At 31.7% G+C, this 21,450-nt stretch carries 13 protein-coding genes and 3 pseudogenes; 14 read left to right on the forward strand and 2 right to left on the reverse strand.

Features of this window, described 5'->3' with window-relative positions; all coding sequences use genetic code 11:
• The first annotated feature begins 158 nt into the window (after positions 1-158).
• The gene (locus tag ACU8YW_RS12375; protein ID WP_098133523.1) at positions 159-2,831 is read left to right on the forward strand and encodes a M4 family metallopeptidase; all 2,673 of its coding nucleotides are present in this window, start codon (positions 159-161) and stop codon (positions 2,829-2,831) included.
• A 291-nt stretch (positions 2,832-3,122) separates the two neighbouring features.
• Here the strand turns inward: ACU8YW_RS12375 and ACU8YW_RS12380 are convergent, their stop codons facing one another.
• On the reverse strand, positions 3,123-4,349 hold the full coding sequence (locus tag ACU8YW_RS12380; RefSeq protein ID WP_097908080.1) for an AraC family transcriptional regulator: 1,227 nt from the start codon (positions 4,347-4,349) through the stop codon (positions 3,123-3,125).
• Between the two features lie 574 nt (positions 4,350-4,923).
• Between ACU8YW_RS12380 and ACU8YW_RS12385 the strand changes: the two genes are divergently transcribed.
• The 9 genes and pseudogenes from ACU8YW_RS12385 to ACU8YW_RS12425 all read left to right on the forward strand — a co-directional run bounded on the left by ACU8YW_RS12385 (position 4,924) and on the right by ACU8YW_RS12425 (position 17,416).
• Positions 4,924-6,585, forward strand: coding sequence for a SpaA isopeptide-forming pilin-related protein (locus ACU8YW_RS12385; protein ID WP_148666419.1), 1,662 nt, complete (start codon positions 4,924-4,926; stop codon positions 6,583-6,585).
• A 92-nt stretch (positions 6,586-6,677) separates the two neighbouring features.
• Positions 6,678-7,481, forward strand: coding sequence for a class C sortase (locus ACU8YW_RS12390; protein WP_088063922.1), 804 nt, complete (start codon positions 6,678-6,680; stop codon positions 7,479-7,481).
• Between the two features lie 153 nt (positions 7,482-7,634).
• Complete coding sequence (locus tag ACU8YW_RS12395; protein WP_426934570.1) at positions 7,635-9,869, forward strand: MSCRAMM family protein; 2,235 nt, start codon at positions 7,635-7,637, stop codon at positions 9,867-9,869.
• Between the two features lie 185 nt (positions 9,870-10,054).
• On the forward strand, positions 10,055-10,615 hold the full coding sequence (locus ACU8YW_RS12400; RefSeq protein ID WP_088063530.1) for a class I SAM-dependent methyltransferase: 561 nt from the start codon (positions 10,055-10,057) through the stop codon (positions 10,613-10,615).
• Positions 10,616-10,885: 270 nt separating this feature from the next.
• Positions 10,886-11,365 carry an SRPBCC family protein gene (locus tag ACU8YW_RS12405; RefSeq protein WP_000559859.1) on the forward strand — a complete coding sequence of 160 codons (480 nt, stop codon included), beginning with the start codon at positions 10,886-10,888 and terminating at the stop codon, positions 11,363-11,365.
• Between the two features lie 79 nt (positions 11,366-11,444).
• A complete protein-coding gene (locus ACU8YW_RS12410; RefSeq protein WP_088063531.1) occupies positions 11,445-14,615 on the forward strand; it encodes an ATP-binding cassette domain-containing protein in 3,171 nt (1,056 codons plus the stop codon).
• A 395-nt stretch (positions 14,616-15,010) separates the two neighbouring features.
• Positions 15,011-15,310 carry a PadR family transcriptional regulator gene (locus ACU8YW_RS12415; protein ID WP_446894073.1) on the forward strand — a complete coding sequence of 100 codons (300 nt, stop codon included), beginning with the start codon at positions 15,011-15,013 and terminating at the stop codon, positions 15,308-15,310.
• A pseudogene (locus ACU8YW_RS12420) lies at positions 15,295-16,491 on the forward strand (serine hydrolase domain-containing protein); the annotation flags it as partial. The gene ACU8YW_RS12415 and the pseudogene ACU8YW_RS12420, both read left to right, overlap by 16 nt.
• Positions 16,492-16,606: 115 nt before the next feature.
• A complete protein-coding gene (locus tag ACU8YW_RS12425; RefSeq protein WP_088063533.1) occupies positions 16,607-17,416 on the forward strand; it encodes a MerR family transcriptional regulator in 810 nt (269 codons plus the stop codon).
• A gap of 201 nt (positions 17,417-17,617) precedes the next feature.
• On the opposite strand, the gene ACU8YW_RS12430 is transcribed toward ACU8YW_RS12425, so the two are convergent.
• Positions 17,618-18,844, reverse strand: a complete 1,227-nt coding sequence (locus ACU8YW_RS12430; protein ID WP_088063534.1) for an MFS transporter — start codon at positions 18,842-18,844, stop codon at positions 17,618-17,620.
• A gap of 134 nt (positions 18,845-18,978) precedes the next feature.
• Between ACU8YW_RS12430 and ACU8YW_RS12435 the strand changes: the two genes are divergently transcribed.
• From ACU8YW_RS12435 to ACU8YW_RS12450, 4 genes and pseudogenes are all read left to right on the forward strand, one after another.
• Entirely contained in the window at positions 18,979-19,533 is a 555-nt protein-coding gene (locus ACU8YW_RS12435) for a D-glycero-alpha-D-manno-heptose-1,7-bisphosphate 7-phosphatase (RefSeq protein ID WP_088063535.1), read from the forward strand.
• 49 nt (positions 19,534-19,582) lie between these two features.
• Positions 19,583-20,158: an NUDIX hydrolase gene (locus ACU8YW_RS12440; protein ID WP_088063536.1), complete on the forward strand. Its 576-nt coding sequence runs from the start codon at positions 19,583-19,585 to the stop codon at positions 20,156-20,158.
• Positions 20,159-20,224: 66 nt separating this feature from the next.
• Positions 20,225-20,387 (forward strand): annotated as a pseudogene (locus ACU8YW_RS12445) (winged helix-turn-helix transcriptional regulator); the annotation flags it as partial.
• A gap of 116 nt (positions 20,388-20,503) precedes the next feature.
• Positions 20,504-21,256: pseudogene (locus ACU8YW_RS12450) on the forward strand (class I SAM-dependent methyltransferase).
• Positions 21,257-21,450 lie beyond the last annotated feature (194 nt).

Below are 21,450 nucleotides of genomic sequence, written 5' to 3' on the forward strand. Positions count from 1 at the left end.
GGATATGACATATTGAAGAGGTGACTTTTGTTGATGACAGAAGTCATCTTTTTATAATACGGTTTTGCGTAATGTGATGTACTTTTTATTTTTTCTATTTTTGATAGGAATACATTTAAGCAGTTTCATATTTTAGGAAATTATACGAGGAAAATAAAATGAAGAATAAAAAAGAAATAGCTATAGTTGTATTAACAACAGGATTAGTTTTAACAAGTGTAGCACCATACGGAGTAGTTTATGCAGAAGAAACGGGTCAAATGCAAGTTGATATTCAAGAGGGTTCGTTCCGTACAGGTGAACTTACACAACCATCACAAAAGACGCCAGAGAATGTAGTGAAAGATGCACTTAAGGAAAAAACCGAGCATGCTTTGTCTCCAAAACAAGTTAGTGGGGACAAAGGGGTAGATTACAACGTTGTTCAAAAACGTGCTTCTTATGATGGGACTACACTTGTACGTATGCAACAAATATATGAAGGTAAAGAAGTATATGGACACCAATTGACTGCTCATGTAGATAAAAAGGGTATTATTAAAAGTATTTCAGGAGAAAGTGCACAAAATTTAACACAAGAAGATTTAAAGAATGCTAGTAATTTATCAAAAGAAGAAGCAAAACAATATATTTATACGAAGTACGGGAACGATATTAAATTTATTTCTGAGCCAGAAGTTAAGGAAGTTATTTTTGTTAATGAAAATCATGGACAGGCTACCAATGCATATCAAGTTACATTTGCCGCTGCAACACCAAACTATGTATCTGGAACTTATTTAGTGAATGCTCATAATGGTGATATGTTGAAAAATATGGTGCAAGAGTCAGATTTAAAAGTAAGTGAAGAGCATGTTGAAGCTATTAAGGAGAGTAAAAAAAGCAATTTTAAATCATTAACCGGAACTGGAAAAGATGATTTAGGAATAACTCGTACATTCGGTATTTCTGAACAAAGTAATGGGAAATATGCGCTTGCAGATTACACAAGAGGGCAAGGAATTGAGACATATGATGTGAATTATAGAGATATTAGTTTTGAAGAAAAATATTATCCTGGTATATTAGCAACTAGCACATCAACAACATTTAATGATCCAAAGGCGGTAAGTGCCCATTTCTTAGCAACAAAGGTATATGATTTTTATAAAGATAAATATAAGCGTAATAGTTTTGACAATAAGGGGAACAAAGTAGTATCAGTTGTACATGCATGGGATTCTGGAGAAACAGATGATCCTAAAAATTGGAGTAATGCATTTAGTGCTAATGTTAACAATGTTAGTATGCTTATATATGGTGATTCAATGGTTAGAGCGTTTGACATAGCGGGCCATGAATTTACGCATGCGGTTACATCTAGCGAATCTAATCTTGAATTTTTCGGAGAATCTGGAGCAATTAACGAGGCGTTATCTGATATTATGGGAACGGCTATTGAGAAATATATAAATAATGGAGAATTTAATTGGACAATAGGAGAACAAAGCGGCTCAGTTCTACGTAATATGAAAAATCCATCTTCAATCAATTTTTTTGATGGAGTACCGTATCCAGATGATTATAGCAAATACAGTAATTTAAACGGAGAAGATAATGAGGGCGTTCATTTCAACTCAAGTATTATTAATAAAGTCGCGTATTTAATTGCACAAGGTGGCACTCATAACGGTGTAACTGTAAATGGTATTGGTGAAGATAAAATGTTTGATATTTTCTATTATGCAAATACTGATGAATTGAACATGACTTCTAATTTCACTGAATTAAGATTAGCGTGTCTTAAAGTTGCAACAAACAAATATGGAGCGAACTCAATTGAGGTTGAAGCGGTCCAAAAAGCTTTTGATGCAGCAAAAATTAAAGGGACAGTGAAAGAAAACGAAAAAACTGCAGAAAACCAAGTCCCTGAATTAACTGTACCGCTTACAATTACACTGCGTGTTGGTGATACGTTTGACCCGATGAGTAATGTAAAAGCTGTTGATAAAGAAGAGGGTGATTTAACAAATAAAGTAAAACATAAAGGCGATGTAGATACTTCTAAACTAGGTACATACATTGTGAACTACTCGGTCGTTGACTCTCAAGGGGGGAATGCAACGGCTACACAGACTGTAATTGTAAAGGGAAATGGAGAAGCATTAGATTTAAACCCTACATTAACAGTGCCTACTGCAGTGACAATTCATGTAGGAGATTCATTCGATCCAATGGCAAAAGTATTAGCTATTGATAAAGAAGACGGTGATCTTACTTCTAAAGTAAAACTTAATGGTGAAGTAGATACCTCTAAAGCCGGTACTTACGTATTAACGTACACAGTTACAGATTCTAAAGGTCATAAAGTAACTGCGGAACAAACTGTAACGGTCAAAGTTAGAGATGAAGTTAAAAATGAAATACCAATACTAAAAGTACCTGCTACAACTACAATTACTGAAGGAGACCAATTCAATCCAATGGCAAAAGTATTAGCTACTGATAAAGAAGACGGTGATCTTACTTCTAAAGTAGCATATGAAGGAATTGGAGATACCACTAAAGCTGGTACTTTTGAAATAATATATAGTGTCACAGATTCTGTAGGTAATGAGGTACATACAATACAAAAAGTATTGGTGAAGAATAAAGATACTAGAAAAGCTAAAGGCGTTGCTAATAACAGTAATATCCCGAACAACAGTAATACCGATAAAAAAGAATCTACATATAAAGAGCTTCCCAACACAGGTGCCAGTACAACTAACAGTGCAACAATGGGCATATGGATGGTTATTGCAGGTACAGTACTCACTTTGGCTCGCAAATTTAGACAGATACAAAAATAACAGTAGGGATTATTTCTTACACAATAATTATTAGATAAATTTTTTACTTAATAAGATTTTAGTATTTAAGTAGTGTATTTGGCTTCTATAAAACTTTTTGCTTGGACGCTATTTTGCCTACAGACCTACATTACATATAAAGCACGTTACTATTCTCATTCAAATAAAAGAATAGTAACGTGTTTTTTGATTTAAAAATAGCCTAAATTCAAAAGGTCATGAGTGTGGAAGTAATTCTAATCTGCCATTGATAAGTTACTAAAAACACTTAGTTTTAATAAAAGTTTAACTCTATATGACAACATGAGATTTTCGGTATTTACCAGGTGTTTCATTAGTGAATTTTTTAAAAATTTTAGTAAAATAGCTTTGATCACTAAAGTTGAGCGAAGCACATATGTCTGATAAGGGATAGGTTGTGAAAGTTAATAATTTTTTTGCTTCTTCGATTCGTTCACGTTGTATGTACTCAATTAATGAAATACCGACTTCTTTTTTGAATAATATAGATAAATAATCTGAATTTACGTTTGCAAATTTAGCAAGTTGTTTAACTGATATTTGATTGTAAATATTTTCAAAAATATAGTTTTTGCAAATAGCGATAGTCTTTGAGTATTTCTTTACTTTTTGTGCTTTTACACGGTCTGCAAAAGTACAGAAAACATTTCTTAATAAATCCCAAACAGATTCTGTGTCTTTTAAATCCTCTGTCTTTTGGATGTGTATATCGTAAATCTTGTAAGCAATCCCGGAAGGAAGTCCTCCTTTTATAGCATATCTAGTAGCAAGTGTGATGGATGAAATACAAATGTTTTTATGACGTCTTAATTGATGGAATGAAGATAAGGATGAAAGGGTATCTTGTTGGAATTCGTAATAATATTTGAGTACGCTTTCTTTATCCCCGTTTTCTATAGCTCCAAGTAGTTGGTTCTCTATATACAAATTATGACAGATAGATTCGTTTTTTTGCATTGAAATATATACATCCTCGTTTAAGATACTGCTATGATTTACATGAAATGAGTCACTGTTATTTGAAAAGGTACGTACATCTGATTTTTTTTTGTAGAGAATGTTATAGAACAATATTGCTATATTTACAAAGAAATTTTGATCTTTGACTGACAATGAAAAATAATAATCTCTTGTTCGTTTATAATTCGAAATAAAATTAAGGTTACTATCCGTTTTACTTGTAGAAAAATTTACATGTGTCAAGGGCCCAATAATAACAGTACCGTTCACCATATAATGACTCTTTATGTGAATTAAAATGAAGTGCCCTAAATATTGGTGAGATCTGAAGATGGGCGAATTATTTGAATCATTTTTTTGAAAAAGCACATGTAACTGTTCTATTTTTGATTTATAGAACGAATGTGATTCATCTTTTGATGTAAATTCTAAAAGAATATTTTTGTTACAATCTAAAAAACAAACTGGAATTTCAAAAGATTGGAAAAACAGATTACAAATGTACTCTATCTCAACTAGACTGAGCTTTTTATTCATATTATTCCTCCTTACAGTTGTGTGTAATAGTTGAATGTTTATATATTCCTTTTTTTCATAAGTAGAAACGGAAAAACTTTATCTATAAAAATTATAAACTTCTAAGAATAATACCATAATTTAACATGATTAGCACATATTATTTGAATATACAGGTAATAGTTTTGGGGAGTAACGTAAAATATGAATTGTCACACTTATTCGTTGTTCATTGTTTATATGTATCAAAAATGATTAAGATTGGATTTTAAATAGGGATAGGAAGGGAGAGATTAATGAATTGAAGTTAAGTTAAGTAATTAATGAAAATTTGCGATAGAAGTTAATATGTAACGATTTTTGAAGTAGAGATATAAGTGCAATTCAGGGGAAAAACTACATATATCATACGGAGAGACAACGTAATAATAGAAAATAAGAAGAGTGAATAAGTGATTGTAAACAATGGATTGTTGGACGACTATGTTTTAGGTTACTCGTTTAAATCTGGTACTTGGCACACTATTACTTTTAAGAGGGTAATAGTAATAAAGAGATTTTTAAAATGATAGAAGTAGTAAAGGGGATAAGAGAAATGAAAAAAATATTTAGTGTGCTTTTAGTATTTTTCTTAACATTTTCTACATGGTCTAGTGTATTAGTAAAGGCAGCTTCACCATCCAAAGGTACTTTAACGATTCATAAATATGAACAAGAAAAAGATGGCGCATCGGGGCTAGAAGGTGATGGCTCTGCAAATCAAGAGGTACCAACAAATGCGAAACCATTAAAAGGTGTAACGTTTGAAGTGAAAAGGGTTGCGTCGTTTGAAAAAATTTCAAACGATGGGAAAATCGTGAAAGAAGATGTGAAGCCTGTAATGGGAGCAACTCCAACTCAAGTAGTAACAGATGATAACGGACAAGCTGTATTAAAAGATCTTCCGCTAGGACGTTATGAAGTGAAAGAAGTGGCAGGACCTCCGCATGTTAACCTAAATCCAAATACGTATACAGTGGATATTCCATTAACGAATAAAGAGGGTAAGGTACTAAACTATGATGTTCATATGTATCCGAAAAATGAGATTAAACGTGGTGCAGTTGATTTAGTAAAAACTGGTGCAAATGAAAAAGCATTAGCAGGTGCAGTATTCTCTTTATTAAAAAAAGATGGTACAGAAGTGAAAAAAGAGTTAGCAACAGATGGTAATGGGCATATTCGCGTGCAAGGATTAGAGTATGGGGAATACTATTTCCAAGAGACAAAAGCGCCGAAAGGGTATGTACTAGATCCGACTAAACACGAGTTTTTTATAAAGACCTCCGGAACTATTAACGAAGATGGAACAATTACTTCTGGTACAGTAGTTAAAGTAGAAGTGCAAAACTATGAAGAACCAAATATTGATAAAAAGATTAACGGGAATTTGGAAGCGTTACCAATCAATCCGTTAACTAATTACAATTATGATATCAAAACATTAATTCCAGAAGACATTAAAGAATACAAAAAATATGTAGTAACAGATACTTTAGACGATCGTTTAATGATTCAAGGAAAACCAGTCGTAAAAATTGATGGAGCGGAAGTAAATGCAAGCATTGTAGAGGTAGCTGTAGAAGGCCAAAAAGTAACAGCCACAGTAAAAGATTTCACAAAGTTAGATGGTAAAAAAGAATTTCATTTACAAATTAAATCACAAGTAAAAGAAGGAGTACTATCTGGTTCGGAAATTTTAAATACAGCAAAAATTGATTTTATAAATAAAAATGATGTAATTGGAGAAAAGGAATCTAAACCTGTAGTTGTTGTTCCGACAACTGGAATTATCGAGTTAACAAAAGTTGATGGTGCTGATAAGAAGAAATTAAAAGGTGCGGAGTTTGTACTTAAAGATAAAAATGGAAAAATAGTTGTTGTGGCAGGTAAAGAAGTCACAGGTGTATCAGATGAAAATGGTGTTATTAAATGGACTAACATTCCGTATGGAGACTATCAAATTTTTGAAACGAAAGCACCAATTTATACAAAAGAAGATGGTATAACAGCTTCATATCAATTATTAAAGGACCCTATTGATGTAAAGATTAGCGAAAATAATCAAACGGTTAAATTATCGATTGAAAATAATAAAAGTGGATGGATTCTTCCTGTAACGGGTGGTATCGGAACGACTCTATTTACTGTACTAGGTCTTACGTTAATGGCTACAGCGGCATTTGTTTTCTTTAGAAAAAAGTTTGCTAATAATTAAGGTTTTAGGAACATGTAACCAAGTGATGTGAAAAGGGGAGAAGCAAAATGCTTCCCTCTTTTCAATATTTTAGTATATACAGAGGTGGAAATATGAAACGAAATCTTGTTTTAGGAGGTATTTTTTTATTTGGATTAGCTATTTTTTTATATCCTACTATTAGTAATTGGTTGGCGACTCGTGCACATTATTCTGAGATTAGCTCCTACGATAAGAAGATCAAAGTACTACAAAAGAAAGAAGTTGAACGTAGGGAAAAAGAAGCAACCGAATATAATAAACAAGTTCAAACTTCCATGAAAACATTTGCAGATCCATTTTCTGAAGAAAAAAATAATCATCAAGCGTATGCCGATGCGTTAAATTTAGGTGATGTAATGGGGTATATTGAAATATCGAAAATTAATATAAAACTGCCAATCTATCAAGGGACCTCTGAGGAAGTATTGAGTCGCGGGGTAGGTCATTTAGATTATTCTTCACTTCCAGTAGGTGGAGAAAATACGCACACTATTTTAACAGGGCATCGTGGTTTACCATCATCAAAATTATTTACAGATTTAGATAAGTTGAGTGAAGGAGATCTTTTTTATATTCATTCTTTAGACAAAATTCTTGCTTATAAAGTAGATCAAATTAAAGTAGTGTTACCACACGAAACGGACGATTTAAAAATTGTGAAAAATAAAGATTATATAACATTAATTACATGTACGCCTTATGGAGTAAACACAAATAGATTACTGGTTCGAGGTGAGCGTGTGGAGTTTAACGAGAAAGAAAAACAAAAAATGGGTAAAGAGATATTTATGTTTAATAAGTGGACCGTAGTAATCTTAATCCTATTATTATGTGTGTTACTAGTCGCAATTTATAAGAAAAAATTAACTCGATAGAATGAATTTATTTATCCTGTATTAATGGGCAGTGGGACCGAAAATCCAGAGATAAGTAAAGAAGGTATATAGGGGATGAAGTAAATCCTTACTGAAAAAAGTTTCACTTTATTCGACTGTAGAAAAAATACGGTAAAGGTGGGAACAAAGGAATTGAAGTTACAATTAAAGTTGGTAAGTATTCATTTTATGGTTTTGTTAATGTTATGTGTAAGTTTTGTCGTATATGCACCAAAAGAAGCATATGGATCCACGACTAACTTAGAAGGTCTAGGGGATATATCGCGTTATAATGCTGTTGTCTTTGGTAACCATATAGCAGTAGGTGGAGACATTGAAGGAGCAATTGCAGTTCAAGGTGATATGGATGCATCTGGTTATACAATTGTAGGTGCAGCAGCGGGAACATCTAATATAGTTGGGGAAAAATGGGATGATGAGGGATATCCATCCTTGTTATTGTCTGGAAAATTTAAAAAATCAAGAGAGGAATCTTTTATCATTCAAAACGGAATAGTCGTAATGACAAAAGAGAGTGATCCAGATCGTATCATACAATCTTCTTATGATCGTATCGTTTATAAAGAAAAACTAGAAATTGACGCGAAATTTAATGAATTTCACAACATAGTGAACCAAGTCAGTAAAAATGCAGGTCAATTTAAAACGAATACCCCAATTCCAAATATGAGTTATGGAATCGGAAAAGATATAAACAATCCTAATATTTATGTTTCATCAGAACTGGTAGGGAAAATCAATTTAGATATAAGAGATGTCTTTTTACCTAATGCTAAAGGAAAAGATTTTATCGTTATGTATTCGGATGCAATAGAGGTTACATTTAAAAATGGTGCTATCTTATATGACACGAACAATATTGGTAGGGCTACAGATATAATTCCTACATCACAACCCTATTCTCCTAATTCACCGTTCACTGAGTTATACGGGAAGGTGATTTGGGTTTTTCCTAATGCAAAAAAGATCACAACAGAGGGATATGGTGTCGTTGGGAGTGTGTTTGCTCCAAATGCTGTATTAGAAACAAAAGGCGGTTCGATTAATGGACAAGCATTTGTCGGTGCAGTACAACAAACTGGTGGATTTGAATTTCACAATTTCAAATTTAATTGGCAACATTGGAACAAGCCTAGTACAGGAAAAGTAAAGATAAAAAAAGTAGATAGTAATAATGATAATAAAGAATTGATGGGGGCAAAGTTTCATATTGAAGATTCAAATAAAAAGGTAGTTGGTGAGTTAGTAACAGATGAAAAAGGGGAAGCGATATCAAAAGAATTACCAATAGGTAACTATACTCTTGTGGAAACAGAAGCGCCTAAAGGTTACGAATTATTAAAAGATAAAATAGCTGTAAAAATAGAAAAAGATGCAGTAGTAGAAATTAAAATAGGAAATAAGAAATTACCAGATCCGATGGGGAAAATGAAGCTAGTGAAAGTAGATACGGGAGATAAAAATAAAAAGCTAGCAGGAGCAAAGTTTCATATTGAAGATTCAAATAAAAAAGTAGTTGGTGAGTTAGTAACAGATGGACAAGGAGAAGCGATATCAAAGGAATTACCAATAGGTAACTATACCCTAGTGGAAGTAGAAGCACCTAAAGGTTATGACTTATTAAAAGATAAAATAGCTGTAAAAGTAGAAAAAGATGTAGTAGTAGAAAGTAAAATAGGGAATAAGAAATTACCAGATCCAATGGGGAAAATGAAGTTAGTAAAAGTAGATACGAGCGATAAAAATAAAAAGCTAGCAGGGGCAAAGTTTCATATTGAAGATTCAAATAAAAAAGTAGTTGGTGAGTTAGTAACAGATGAAAAAGGAGAAGCGATATCAAAAGAATTGCCAATAGGTAACTATACCCTAGTGGAAGTAGAAGCACCTAAAGGTTATGACTTATTAAAAGATAAAATAGCTGTAAAAATAGAAAAAGATACAGTAGTAGAAATTAAAATAGGGAATAAGAAATTACCAGATCCGACTGGGCAATTTGAAATTGAGAAAGTTGATGATAAGGATATTAATTTAAAACTAAAAGGTGCTGTATTTCAAGTATTAGATAAAGAAGGTAAAGAAGTTACTAGATTAACAACGGATGAAAAAGGAAAGGTGATTTCCAACCAGTTAGTACTTGGAAAGTATATGATTAAAGAAATAAAAGCGCCAAACGGTTATATGTTACTTAGAGATCCAATAGAAATAGAAATTACAGAAGCGGTAAGGACACAAAAACTAACAGTGAAAAATGTGAAAAATAATTGGGTAATTCCTAATACTGGTGGTAGCGGAACAACAAGTTTTTACGTGATTGGTTTTGTGCTAATGTTTGGTGTGTTATGCTTATATAAGAAAAATCGTATATAAATAGTATAAAAACAGTTGTGTATTATGAACTGATTCCATAAAGTTAGAAAATCGTTTGGTTAGAAAAATTTCCAGCATGAGTTCGGTATTGTACTGGATTCATGCTATTAAATTTGTTGAAGAAGGAAGGATAATAGTAAACATAGAATATATTAATAAATCAAAATGTTTACGAGGTGAAAGTGATGGCAACAAAACAAGATGAAATTAAAGTAGTAGTCGGCGCTGGCGTGTTTAATAATAATCCAGGTTGGATTCAAACACAAGAAGATGAACTTAACTTATTAGACAAAGCTACGTGGGAAGAAAGATTTGAATACAACTCTATTTCAGCTATTTTAGCTGAGCATGTATGGGAACACCTTACTTTTGAAGAAGGTATAAGAGCAGCTGAAATTTGTTATGAATTTTTAAAGCCAGGAGGGCATATTCGTTGTGGTGTTCCTGATGCATTCTTCCGAGATGAAGCATACCAAAACATAGTTCAAATAGGCGGACCTGGCCCGAAAGATCATCCAGCAGCAAGTCATAAAATTGTTCATAATTATAAAACATTAACGGAAATGTTTAAATTTGCTGGATTTGAGGTAGTTTTACTTGAATATTGTGATGAAAATGGTCAGTTTTATTACAACGAATGGGATGCAAACGACGGTGTTATTTTCCGTTCGAAAAGGTATGATTCTAGAAATAAAGGTGAGAAGCTTGGTTTTCCATCTTTAATTGTTGATGCGATTAAGCGGTAAGTCATTCAATAAAAGCAAGGGTTAATACTATAATTTCATGAGTCGCAAATGCGGCTTTTTTTATTGGTGCGTAAGTCTATATTTAATAAGGAAACGGATATACATGATAATTATTTTTCAACATTATATAACTCGACTTGGAAAATATTTAAGTTTTTCTCATTACCATTAACTTTAAATTAATACTTCGTTGACATAAAGATTTATTTTATATTTATATTCGTGTAAAATAGAGTGAGAACATACATTCTGTATAAAGGGGCAATCAATATGATAGCTGAAATTGGGAAACTAACTAATGGGTATATTGTAAAATTTGAACGCCGATTTCCAAATACAATAGAGGAAGTTTGGTCTGTTTTAACAGAAAACAGTAAGCTTAAAAAATGGATGTCTAATTTACAAATTGAAAGTCTTAAAACGGGTGGAATAATAAAGTTCGACATGATGGACGGTTCATTTATAAATATTGATATTTTAGAGTGTCAAGTAAATTCAGTACTTGAATTTACTTGGGATAAAGATCGTGTCCGATTTGAAATACATAAAGAAGAAAGTGGAACTCTTTTACTTCTTAAAGAGTACATTCATGTATTAACTGATCATACACCGAAAGATATAGCTGGTTGGCATATTTGCTTAGATCTTTTTTCTTCCGTACTAGAAGGAAAAGAAAAAGAATTTTCTAAAGATGAATGGCAACAATGGTTTGAAACATATAAGGATAAGATCCTTGAAGTGAGAGGGTAATCGTATAAAAAGTTATATTCATTATGTAATTATTACACTGTAAAAATGATTTTAAAGAAAAATAAGAATAGAGGTTAATATGAAAGTAAATCAATTAATTGCTAATAACATAAATAAATTAGATACAGTGATTCCATTTAATAAGTCGTTTGGAATCGCTGGTTTATCAGGCTCAGGTAAAACAACCTTTTGTCAAACGATTGGTGAAGAATCAAAAAAACGATTAGTTTCTTTATTGCCAAAGGCTGAATATCAATATTTATTTCCTAACATTATGCAAACGAATTTTAGTGCTATTAAGATAGAAGATATGCCTTTAGTTCTTTTTCTAGGAAAATCATCGATTTCTTCCAATCCACGTTCAACGATCGGTACACATACTGGTGTTTTCACAGAGGTACGTGAAAAACTTGCTGATGTATTTCATCTTTCACCTGAGGTTTTTTCATTCAATAACCAGTTAGGCTGGTGTACTGGCTGTAAAGGCCGAGGTACTACTAAAAATATTGAGTGTAAAAAATGTAAGGGAAAACGTTATAGCGAAGAAATCGAACAACATAAGATAGATTTATTTGCTAAACCACATACAATTTCAAATATTAATGATTTAAGTGTTGAGTCTATTCTTTCGTTAGCGGAAGAGTTAAATATTAGTGAAGCAAAGCAACATATACTGCAAAATATAATTAATATGAACATTGGTTATTTAACATTAAATCGAATTATGGGTACGTTGTCAGGTGGAGAGTTAACAAGACTATATTTGGCTGAATTTATGGCAGTAAGTGAAAATGCTGTAATTATTATTGATGAGATTTCAGTTGGACTTGATCATGAAACATTATTACAAATATTAGAAGAGATTAAGCAGTTAGGGTGTAAAAATCAAATTTGGCTCATTGATCATTCAGATACTGTACTGGATACAACAGATGAGCAATTGTTCTTTGGACCTGGTAGCGGAAAATATGGTGGACAAATTGTGAAAGAATCGCCAAGACCAAAACCAATACTGTCGGATCTAAATAAAGAAGTACCAACAGAATACTATACATTCCATGAATTATATTGCCGTAATATCCAAATGGCGGAGTTTCAAATCCCTAAAAATAGGCTTGTGACGGTTACTGGAGAATCTGGATGCGGGAAATCTACACTTGTCAATGAATGTTTAGCTACAGATTTCTTGAAACGATATCCAAAAGATAAATTAGTTATGGTAGGACAAGATCGAAATCAATCCATTACAAGTCGATCAACTGTAGCCACTTTCCTAGATATTAAAAAGAAACTCACAAAGTATAGCGAAGAAATTGATGATATTTTTGAGCGTTCGATTGAGGATATTATAGATGAACTTCCAAATGAAGATATTGCGTATAAACGCTTGAGTCTACTAATTAAACTAGGACTTGGTTATTTAACGTTAGAACGAAAAACACAAACATTATCAACAGGTGAGTTTCAATGTGTTCATTTAGTTTCGGAGTTATTTGCAAACACAAGAAATCCACATACATTATTTATTTTTGATGAGCCTTCAAAAGGTTTATCACAAAATATTTTAAACCAATTTATAGATAGTGTTAGAGGGATATTACAAGATGAATCAGTCTCTATCATCATGATTGAACATAATAGTTATATGTTAGAAAGCTCTGATTATATTGTAGATTTCGGGAAAAGACAGCTTGAATCTATAAAACATCTTGATGTAGTAAGTCATGAAGATTATTATCGTCAAAAAAGCAGTGTGAATAATGCTGAGCAAATACATATTTCTTCAGCACTTAAGCATAAAGAAGGCGTTCACTATTTAGAAGAAAATCATATTCACTATTTTAAAAATGCCGAAAACATTTATAAGGGTGGTATTTTAAAAAGTTTATCATCAATGGCCCGTTTAATTTATAGTGAATATGAATCTGATACAATTGCACCTGTTGTTGCTATTGATCTTGAAAGACATTTATATAGTCAATATAGTTTTTTATATGAAATTGGTGGATTAATTAATCATATTGTAGCTGCTCATCCAACTAATAAAGATACGAGAAGTTTTGATTTCTATTTACAGGACAATCATTGTCCATCTTGTTCTGGACGTCTTCAAATTGAAGTTTTCGATAAAGATATTACAATTCAAGATAAAAACGTTCCATTTTGGGACGGTTTATTCGATCCGGAAATCATGAAAGTATTAAAATTTTATCAATATGAAAAAATAGAATTTCTATTTGAAGAAATTAAAAATGAGCTTGGTCACGATTTATCAAAGAGCTATAATGACATGTCAGAAGAAGAAAAGCATACGTTTTGGTACGGATATTTTGAAAAATCATTTTATGATAAAAAAGGAAAGACACGCAGAACATGGGTAGGATTTAATACGATTATTGGTGGATATATTGTTATTTCTAAAGCAGCTATTAAAGAAGAAATTAAGTCTTCTAAAGAAATGATGACATGTCCAATTTGTGAGGGTACGGTTTTAAATCATCATAAACCGCTTAAATTTGCTAACTTCGATATTCGTGAAGTTATCAATCAACCAGTTGATGAAGTGTTGAAAATAGTTGGTGATTTACCTGCACTTCATAAATTAAAGTCTATAGTTGGTGGCGATATGAGATTGACAGAAGATGTTTCTTTATTACCAAGGAAAGCACAAGTGGCACTGAAAATGTTTGAATTAGAACAGGCAAGCTTTTCAAACTATGAAATGGTGTTACAAAATGTATTACCATTCTGGGACGAAATAAAAGGAAATATCGAATCCATTAGTGTTAATAATCAAGTAACTATTTGTGATTTCCCTAATGTTTATGAAACGAGAGAAAACATTATAGATAAGTATTTCACAAATGGTAAATATAAAAAACTTACGTATGTATATGAAGCGTTTGGATACAAAAAGTTAGTTACCCAAATTAATAAAATTAAAAAAAGTAATCCATGTCCATTCTGTAAAGGGAAGAAAGTTATTACTGAAGATAATTTGCATGATGGTGTGTTTAAACTAACAATTCCATGTGTAACTTGTAATACAAGTGGTATTAATGATGAAGGACTAAAAGAAGTGGTTGAGGATGTGGATGTACAAACATGGTTAACTGGAAAAGTTAGTGATGTTGTGGATGAGAGCTTATTAACAGAAGCTGTTGCGCAAATACCAATTTTTAATCGTATTCGCGAATTGGATAAACGAGATATGATGGCGGTTTATGAATGTCTTGAGAGTAATCAGTAAAGTTTTATTAGTTTATGTGTTATTAACATAACTTATATAAAATATAAAACGTATATTCTTTATAATGTTTATAATAACGCAGTATGAGTATTACAAGGTAATGAAAGAAGATCCAATTTCTTAATGTGAAAATTAAGAAATTGGATCTTTTAGTATTTTCATGTCCCGTATACTATAGTTCCAACTAAATATATATGGAGGAGAGATAAAAAAATAATAGGGATGAACAGTTGATATATTATGTAATTATTATATTATAAAAATGATGATTAGGGGTAAAAACAGTTTATTAGTTATATCTTTGTTTATTAATCATGTTGTTTTATTGTCTGATTTTTTAAATTTAACAGAAATATATACTTGAATGAAGTATATATTTCTGTTAAATTTATCCTATGGACAGAACAAGTTTAATTAAAGGTCATTTAGAAATGTGTGTAGTATCTATTTTGTCGAAAAAGAAAAGTTATGGTTATGAGATTATGAAAGAACTTGAAGTAAACAATTTAAAATTGAAAGGAGTAGGAAGTATTTACCCCATTTTAACTAAGTTGAAAAATCAAGAGTGGGTTAATACTTATCAAGAAGTAACAGACAATGGTAAAGTTAGGATTTATTATGAAATTAATGAAAACGGAAAAATACGTCTTGAGAAGAAAATTAACGAGTGGTTAGAATTGCAATCGGCTCAATAAGTAAATCTTTAACAGCTTTAGCTATAGTGAAATTAATAGAAGATAAAAAAATAAAATTAGAGGATGCAGTTCAACGATACCTCCCCTGGTTTAAACTAAAAGATTCTCAAATATCCTCAACTATAACAATCCAACATCTACTAACTCATACAAGTGGAATAAGCACATATGAGGGCTTATCATTATCGGATAAGCAATCCAAAAGTTCTACAGCATTAAAAGAAAATGTAATGAAACTTTCAAATGTAAAATTAACTGCTCCACCAGGTGAAAAATATCAATATAGTAATGCGAATTATATAATACTTGGTGCACTTATTGAGGCCGTTACAAATGAAACATTTTCATCATATATGGAAAAGCACATTTTTCAGCCATTAAATATGAATGGTGCGGCAGCAAGTAAAGAGACTGCATATGAAAAAGGTTATTTAACAGGTTATCAGTCTTGGTTTGGCATACCGAAAAAAAGTATAGTCGCCTATGATAATGCCGGGGCACCGTATGGCTATATTACTGCAAATTTAGAAGATATGATTCAGTATACTATGTTTTTGAATCGGTCAGAGGATGCTCAATTCTTAAAGCAAGAAAACATGGATCTTTACCTTTCACCACTTTATAAAATAAATTCAGAAAAAAGTTATGGTTTTGGATTAAGAACAGCAAATATAAATGAAAGCAACACGATGATTTGGCATTCAGGATCAACGCCCGATGCTCGTGCAGAAATATTTATTTTAAATAAAAGTGGCTGGAGTGGTGTGATTTTAACAAATAAAAATCATGTTTTAGAAGAATCAGCACTATCGGTATTGAAAAATGGGATTATTAGTATTTTGAATGGAGAAGAACCGGTTAATTCCCCTAAAAACATACCATTTACACAAATTATTTTGTTGATAGTTACACTTATACTTTTCATAATATCATTTATGTTAATTAAAAAGTATAAACATATGAAAACTGCAAAAAAGGTAATTTGGTTATCCATAGGGATTCTATACCTACTATTATTTATTACGTTCATCCCAATTCTTACTTTTAGTACAAGATCACCATGGCGCACGATTAAAATGTTTGCGCCAGACGTAGCTTTATTTACAAGTATTATTGTAACTTTATTAGCTGTGAACGGGCTAATTTCAATCTTTATAGCCTTAAGGAGGAAAAAGGTATAAAGGTAAATAATTAAAGAAATATAATTTAAGCGTTATAAACAGTTGACTCTCACACGATGTCATTGTTTAAGATGAAGTTGAGCTTCGAAGTAGATGTAATTCATAGGAGGAAAACATGTTTAAAATAGGGGATTTTTCAAAACTATCTTCCATTAGTATACGTATGTTGAGACACTACGATAAAGTGGAATTATTACAGCCAGTAAAAGTCGATGAGCAAAGTGGATATCGATACTATTCAGCAGCCCAATTGAAAAAAGTAAATCGAATTCAAACGTTAAAAGATATGGGATTTAATATTGCTACTATTAAAGAAATAGTAGAATCCGATAATATAGATGGTATTAAGGAACAATTTTTAAATCGTAGTGCTCAAATTAAGGAAAACATGAATAACCTCCAAAAACAATTACGTCTTCTCGAAGCCTCAATGAAAACGATGAGAGAGGATGTTGTTGAGATGAACTATCATGTTTCAATAAAAGAAATTCCAGAAAGAAATGTAGCTAGTGTTAGAAAGATTATTCCATCGTATAATTGCGAAGGGGATGTATGGAGTATATTAATGCAAGAAATTCATATGAAAAATATTAGTATTGCTCATCCGAGTTATAGTATTGCGGTTTTCCATGATCGTGAATACAAAGAAAATGATGTGGATGTAGAAATACAGCTAAGTATTTTAGGAAAACATGAAAATACAAATGATGTTACATTTAAAAATATTGAATCAACTCATGTGGCGTCTATAACAGTTAATGGAAGTTATGAACAAATGACAGCTGTAAATGAGGCTGCAGCAAAATGGATTGAGACAGAAGGTTACGAATTAGCAGGCCCGATGTTTAACATTTATCATGTGAGCCCAGCGATGGAATCGGATCCTAATAAGTGGGTTACAGAAGTTTGTTATCCAGTAAAATGATGATAAAGAAAAAAGGCATATACATAATGCCTTTTTTCTTTATCAATTTATCCATAAATATCAAGAGAAATTATTTCTTGATTCGATTCATCAATGACTAGCACAATTTTCTTTGCAAATCTACAAAATTAGCGCATTGTAATAGATATTTAAGTTTCTCAATTTCAATTAACCAATCATACATAATTATCTTTCCTTCCATCATAGTTTTCGTATCGGACTATAAAGTGCAATAACAACTTCAAGCAGCTTCGTGAAAGCAGCTAAAACAAATACAAGTACTGGATTATAGGCTGAAATAATACCTCCTACTAATGCCCCGAGTGGCATAGCTAATCGTGTAAGTACACGCGAAAATCCTAAAACCCTTCCTTGCATATTTGATGGAACGGTTTCTTGGCGAACTGTGGCTACAATTGTATTCCATGCAATATTGCAAGTCATTGCAATACCGAAAGCAATTCCGGGAGCAAGCCAATATGTACTCCAAAGCGCAAAAGTTAAGCCGATTGCTCCAGCGAATAGGAGTAAAGGAATTAGAAGGCCGCGTTGCAACCTCTTTTCTAAAGGAACTGCAATCAAGCTTCCTAAAAGACCACCTATTCCAATTAATGTATAATTAAAACCACTTTGTTCCGGGGTAAGTTGTAATGTGGATAATAAATAATACATGAATATACCTAATACCGCACTTGCTCCAAAGTTTCCTATCATAGCTTGAAAAGATAAAGCTAAATTTAAGCGATCATTTTTGAGCCATTTAAATCCATTAACTAAATCAGCTAGTACATTTTGAAGTGCATTTTTATCTTCGCATTTCTTGTTTACGGTTTTCATAGACGGTAATAATATCACAGCAACTAATGTTGCAATAAATGAAAGAACATTAATCCAAAGCACCTGAAAGCCGCCAATAAAAGAAATGAAAATCCCAGCTATAATTGGACCAAACAAACTAGCCAATTGATTGATCATTTGATAGAAAGAATTAGCTTTTGTTAATGATGCACCTGCAATGTGTGGAATGACTGTAACAGTTGTTACATCAAAAAGCATAGACATAACTGCTAAGATAAAAGTAATTACGTATAAATGCCAGATCTCTAATAGATGTAATGCGTGTAGAATTGGTACGAGACTTACTAAAATAATATTGGTAATATCAGCTATCCAAAGTAACTTTTTTCGATCGTATCGATCAATTATTACACCAACTAAAGGGCCGAATAAAACAATTGGCAATACATTAATAGCAAATAAAGAACTCATAATTACAGCTGAACCGGTTAATTGATAGGCAATCCAAGGCAATGCAAAAGTATATAGTGAATCCCCAATTCGTGAAATGAGTAAACCAAAAATGAAAATCTTGTATTCTTTAGAGAAAGTTGTCTTAATGGTAAGCCTGCGTTCTAGTATAAATTTCACAACTGTTTGAACCACCTTTATTATAGAGGAATTTGAAAATCATCCGTCCAATACTTGTTATATATAGAATTCTGTAATTTTTAGATGAATCCTACTTTTTAGAGGTATTTTTAAACTTTAAGGAGGAAATAAAAATGAAGGCAGTATTTTTAGATAGAGATGGAACAATTGGAGGGACAGGTGGAGGAGTTCACCCGAATGAATTTACATTATTTGATTTTGCACCTAAAGCAATTCAAAGGTTAAATAACTTAGGATTAAAAGTGTTTTTATATACAAATCAAACTAGAATTGGAAGGGGATATTTTACCGAAAAAGAACTGTTTAAAGGATTTCAAAAGATGCAACAAATTTTAAAAGATGAAGGTGTATATATAGATGGAATGTACTATTGTCCACATAAAATGAATAGTAGTTGCGACTGCCAAAAACCGAATATAGGTTTACTTTTAAAAGCAGCAGAAAAACATGATTTATGCTTAAAAGAATGTTTTCTTATTGGAGATACAGGGAGTACAGATATGTTTGCAGCTGAAAGGGCTAATATGAAAAAGATTTTAGTGAGAACAGGATGGGGAGAAAGTTCATTAACAAAGTATAGAAATTTGTGGGAAGAAGTGGTATATGATTATATAGCGCAAAATCTAGTTGATGCTGTGAATTGGATTGAAGGTCATTTAAATACATAATAAAATTATAGTAAACTATCTTATTCAAAGATTCTTAGGAGGTAGAATATTGATACATATAAATAAGAATGTAAGAACATCTGGTGCGTATGTAATGTATAAAAATTTATTTGTTTTTCAGGTTGGACCAACGAGTAAAGGAGATACATTAGGTGTAGTAAGGCTTGGAGGACATAAAGAAGATGAAGAAACAGCAGTAGAAACTGCTAAAAGAGAAGTGAGAGAAGAAGCTACTATTGATATTACTATTTTGAGTTCACCAAGTACATACTACAAACAGAATTGGAATGCACAATCAAAGAAAATAAAAGTAGAAAATGAAATCGATCCAATATTAATTATTGATAGTTCAGATGAAACTTTATCTATTATGTATATGGCATATTCAGAAAATGAACCAACTCCATCTTCTGAAACGAACGGGCTCTTATTACTTTCAGTAAGTGATATTAGACTTATTTGTAGTAAGGCAATCACACTAAACGATTATATTAAGCAAGGTGGAATAGCCATATTGAAAGAAAAAATGGATAAAGAATTAATCTTACAACCTTTTCCGCAACTTTTGTTTTTAGCAGAACTTTTAAAAGAGGACCCTGTATTACTTCAGCAGTTTCTAAATTAGGATTATAAATCCACATTTATAAGGGGCTTTTTAATCCTAGATATATCTCAAGGAACTTAAGTGGGATTGGAACGAGATCAATTAATAACCGGGAAATTCCTCAAGAAATAGCACCTAAAGTGGAATATAGCTTATCTAAACATGGAAAATCAGTAAGCGCTGTTTTGAGTAGTTTGTGTGGTAGTGGGAAAGGAGGCATTTAGAATGTACAAATAGTAATAGATTATAAAAACGTTATGTAAACTAAATGTGGTGTTTGGAATGTTTTTCTGAAATTTTATATTTTGTAATATATAATTAACTAATAAGTTTGTGATTACATATTACTAAAGGGGAAAACAAAAAATGAACGAATTAGAGTACAAAAACTTTTATGATAAAGTAGGAAGATTAAATGGATGGGATTTTAGTAAAATAAAATGTGAAACTGTATGAGATTCATGGGACTTTTATAGAGAGGTAAAAGAAAGATGCAAGCCATCACATATTTTACTAGATGTTGGTACAGGTGGAGGAGAAAATGTACTTAACATAGCATCTTCGGCTAAATTGTTAGTTGGAATAGATAATTCTGACGGAATGATTGAAAAAGCACATTCCAATTTGAGAAAATCAAATGTACAAAATGTTAAGTTTCTTCAAATAGATTCTGAAGTTTTAATGTTTCCACATGCGTATTTTGATATTGCTTCTAGTTGTCACGCACCGTTTATAGCATCCGAATTAGCAAAAGTAATGAAAAAAGGTGCTTTGTTTTTAACACAACAAGTTAGTGAACATGATAAATTGAACTTGAAAGAGGCATTTGGAAGAGGACAATGCTTTGGTGAAAGAGATGGAACTTTAAAAGAAAAGTATATGGGTGAACTTAGTAGTGCAGGATTTGAACTCGTGCAAGTACGTGAATATAATATTATTGATTATTACAGTTCGCCTGAAGATCTTATTTTCTTGTTAAAACATACACCTATTATTCCTAGATTTGGAGAAGAGGAAGAGGATTTTACTATTTTACAAAAGTTCATTGATGCAAATAGTTTTGAAAAAGGGATCGGTACGAATTCAAAAAGGTTTATGATTATTGCTGTAAAATCATAATATGTTCTATTGTAAAAGTTGCTTTTCGTTTAAGGAAAGGTAGCTTTTTTGTATGGAAACAATACTATATTAACAATGAAAGAAGCTAAAATAGTCATACTAAAGTTGTAGTTTTTATTTAAAAAATCCATCCTTCCGTTTGATTCTATCTGTTTATAAGTGTAATACAATACGAATAGATAATAAGAAACAGG

It is taken from the genome of Bacillus pretiosus, from assembly GCF_052947655.1.

What these genes read in the sequence shown, in the direction of transcription:
- ACU8YW_RS12410 (WP_088063531.1), top strand. Translation starts at nt 11,445, where the DNA reads ATGAAAGTAAATCAATTAATTGCTAATAACATAAATAAATTAGATACA.
- ACU8YW_RS12425 (WP_088063533.1), top strand. Translation starts at nt 16,607, where the DNA reads ATGTTTAAAATAGGGGATTTTTCAAAACTATCTTCCATTAGTATACGT.
- ACU8YW_RS12390 (WP_088063922.1), top strand. Translation starts at nt 6,678, where the DNA reads ATGAAACGAAATCTTGTTTTAGGAGGTATTTTTTTATTTGGATTAGCT.
- ACU8YW_RS12380 (WP_097908080.1), bottom strand. Translation starts at nt 4,349, where the DNA reads ATGAATAAAAAGCTCAGTCTAGTTGAGATAGAGTACATTTGTAATCTG.
- ACU8YW_RS12405 (WP_000559859.1), top strand. Translation starts at nt 10,886, where the DNA reads ATGATAGCTGAAATTGGGAAACTAACTAATGGGTATATTGTAAAATTT.
- ACU8YW_RS12415 (WP_446894073.1), top strand. Translation starts at nt 15,011, where the DNA reads ATGGACAGAACAAGTTTAATTAAAGGTCATTTAGAAATGTGTGTAGTA.
- ACU8YW_RS12400 (WP_088063530.1), top strand. Translation starts at nt 10,055, where the DNA reads ATGGCAACAAAACAAGATGAAATTAAAGTAGTAGTCGGCGCTGGCGTG.
- ACU8YW_RS12385 (WP_148666419.1), top strand. Translation starts at nt 4,924, where the DNA reads ATGAAAAAAATATTTAGTGTGCTTTTAGTATTTTTCTTAACATTTTCT.
- ACU8YW_RS12375 (WP_098133523.1), top strand. Translation starts at nt 159, where the DNA reads ATGAAGAATAAAAAAGAAATAGCTATAGTTGTATTAACAACAGGATTA.
- ACU8YW_RS12435 (WP_088063535.1), top strand. Translation starts at nt 18,979, where the DNA reads ATGAAGGCAGTATTTTTAGATAGAGATGGAACAATTGGAGGGACAGGT.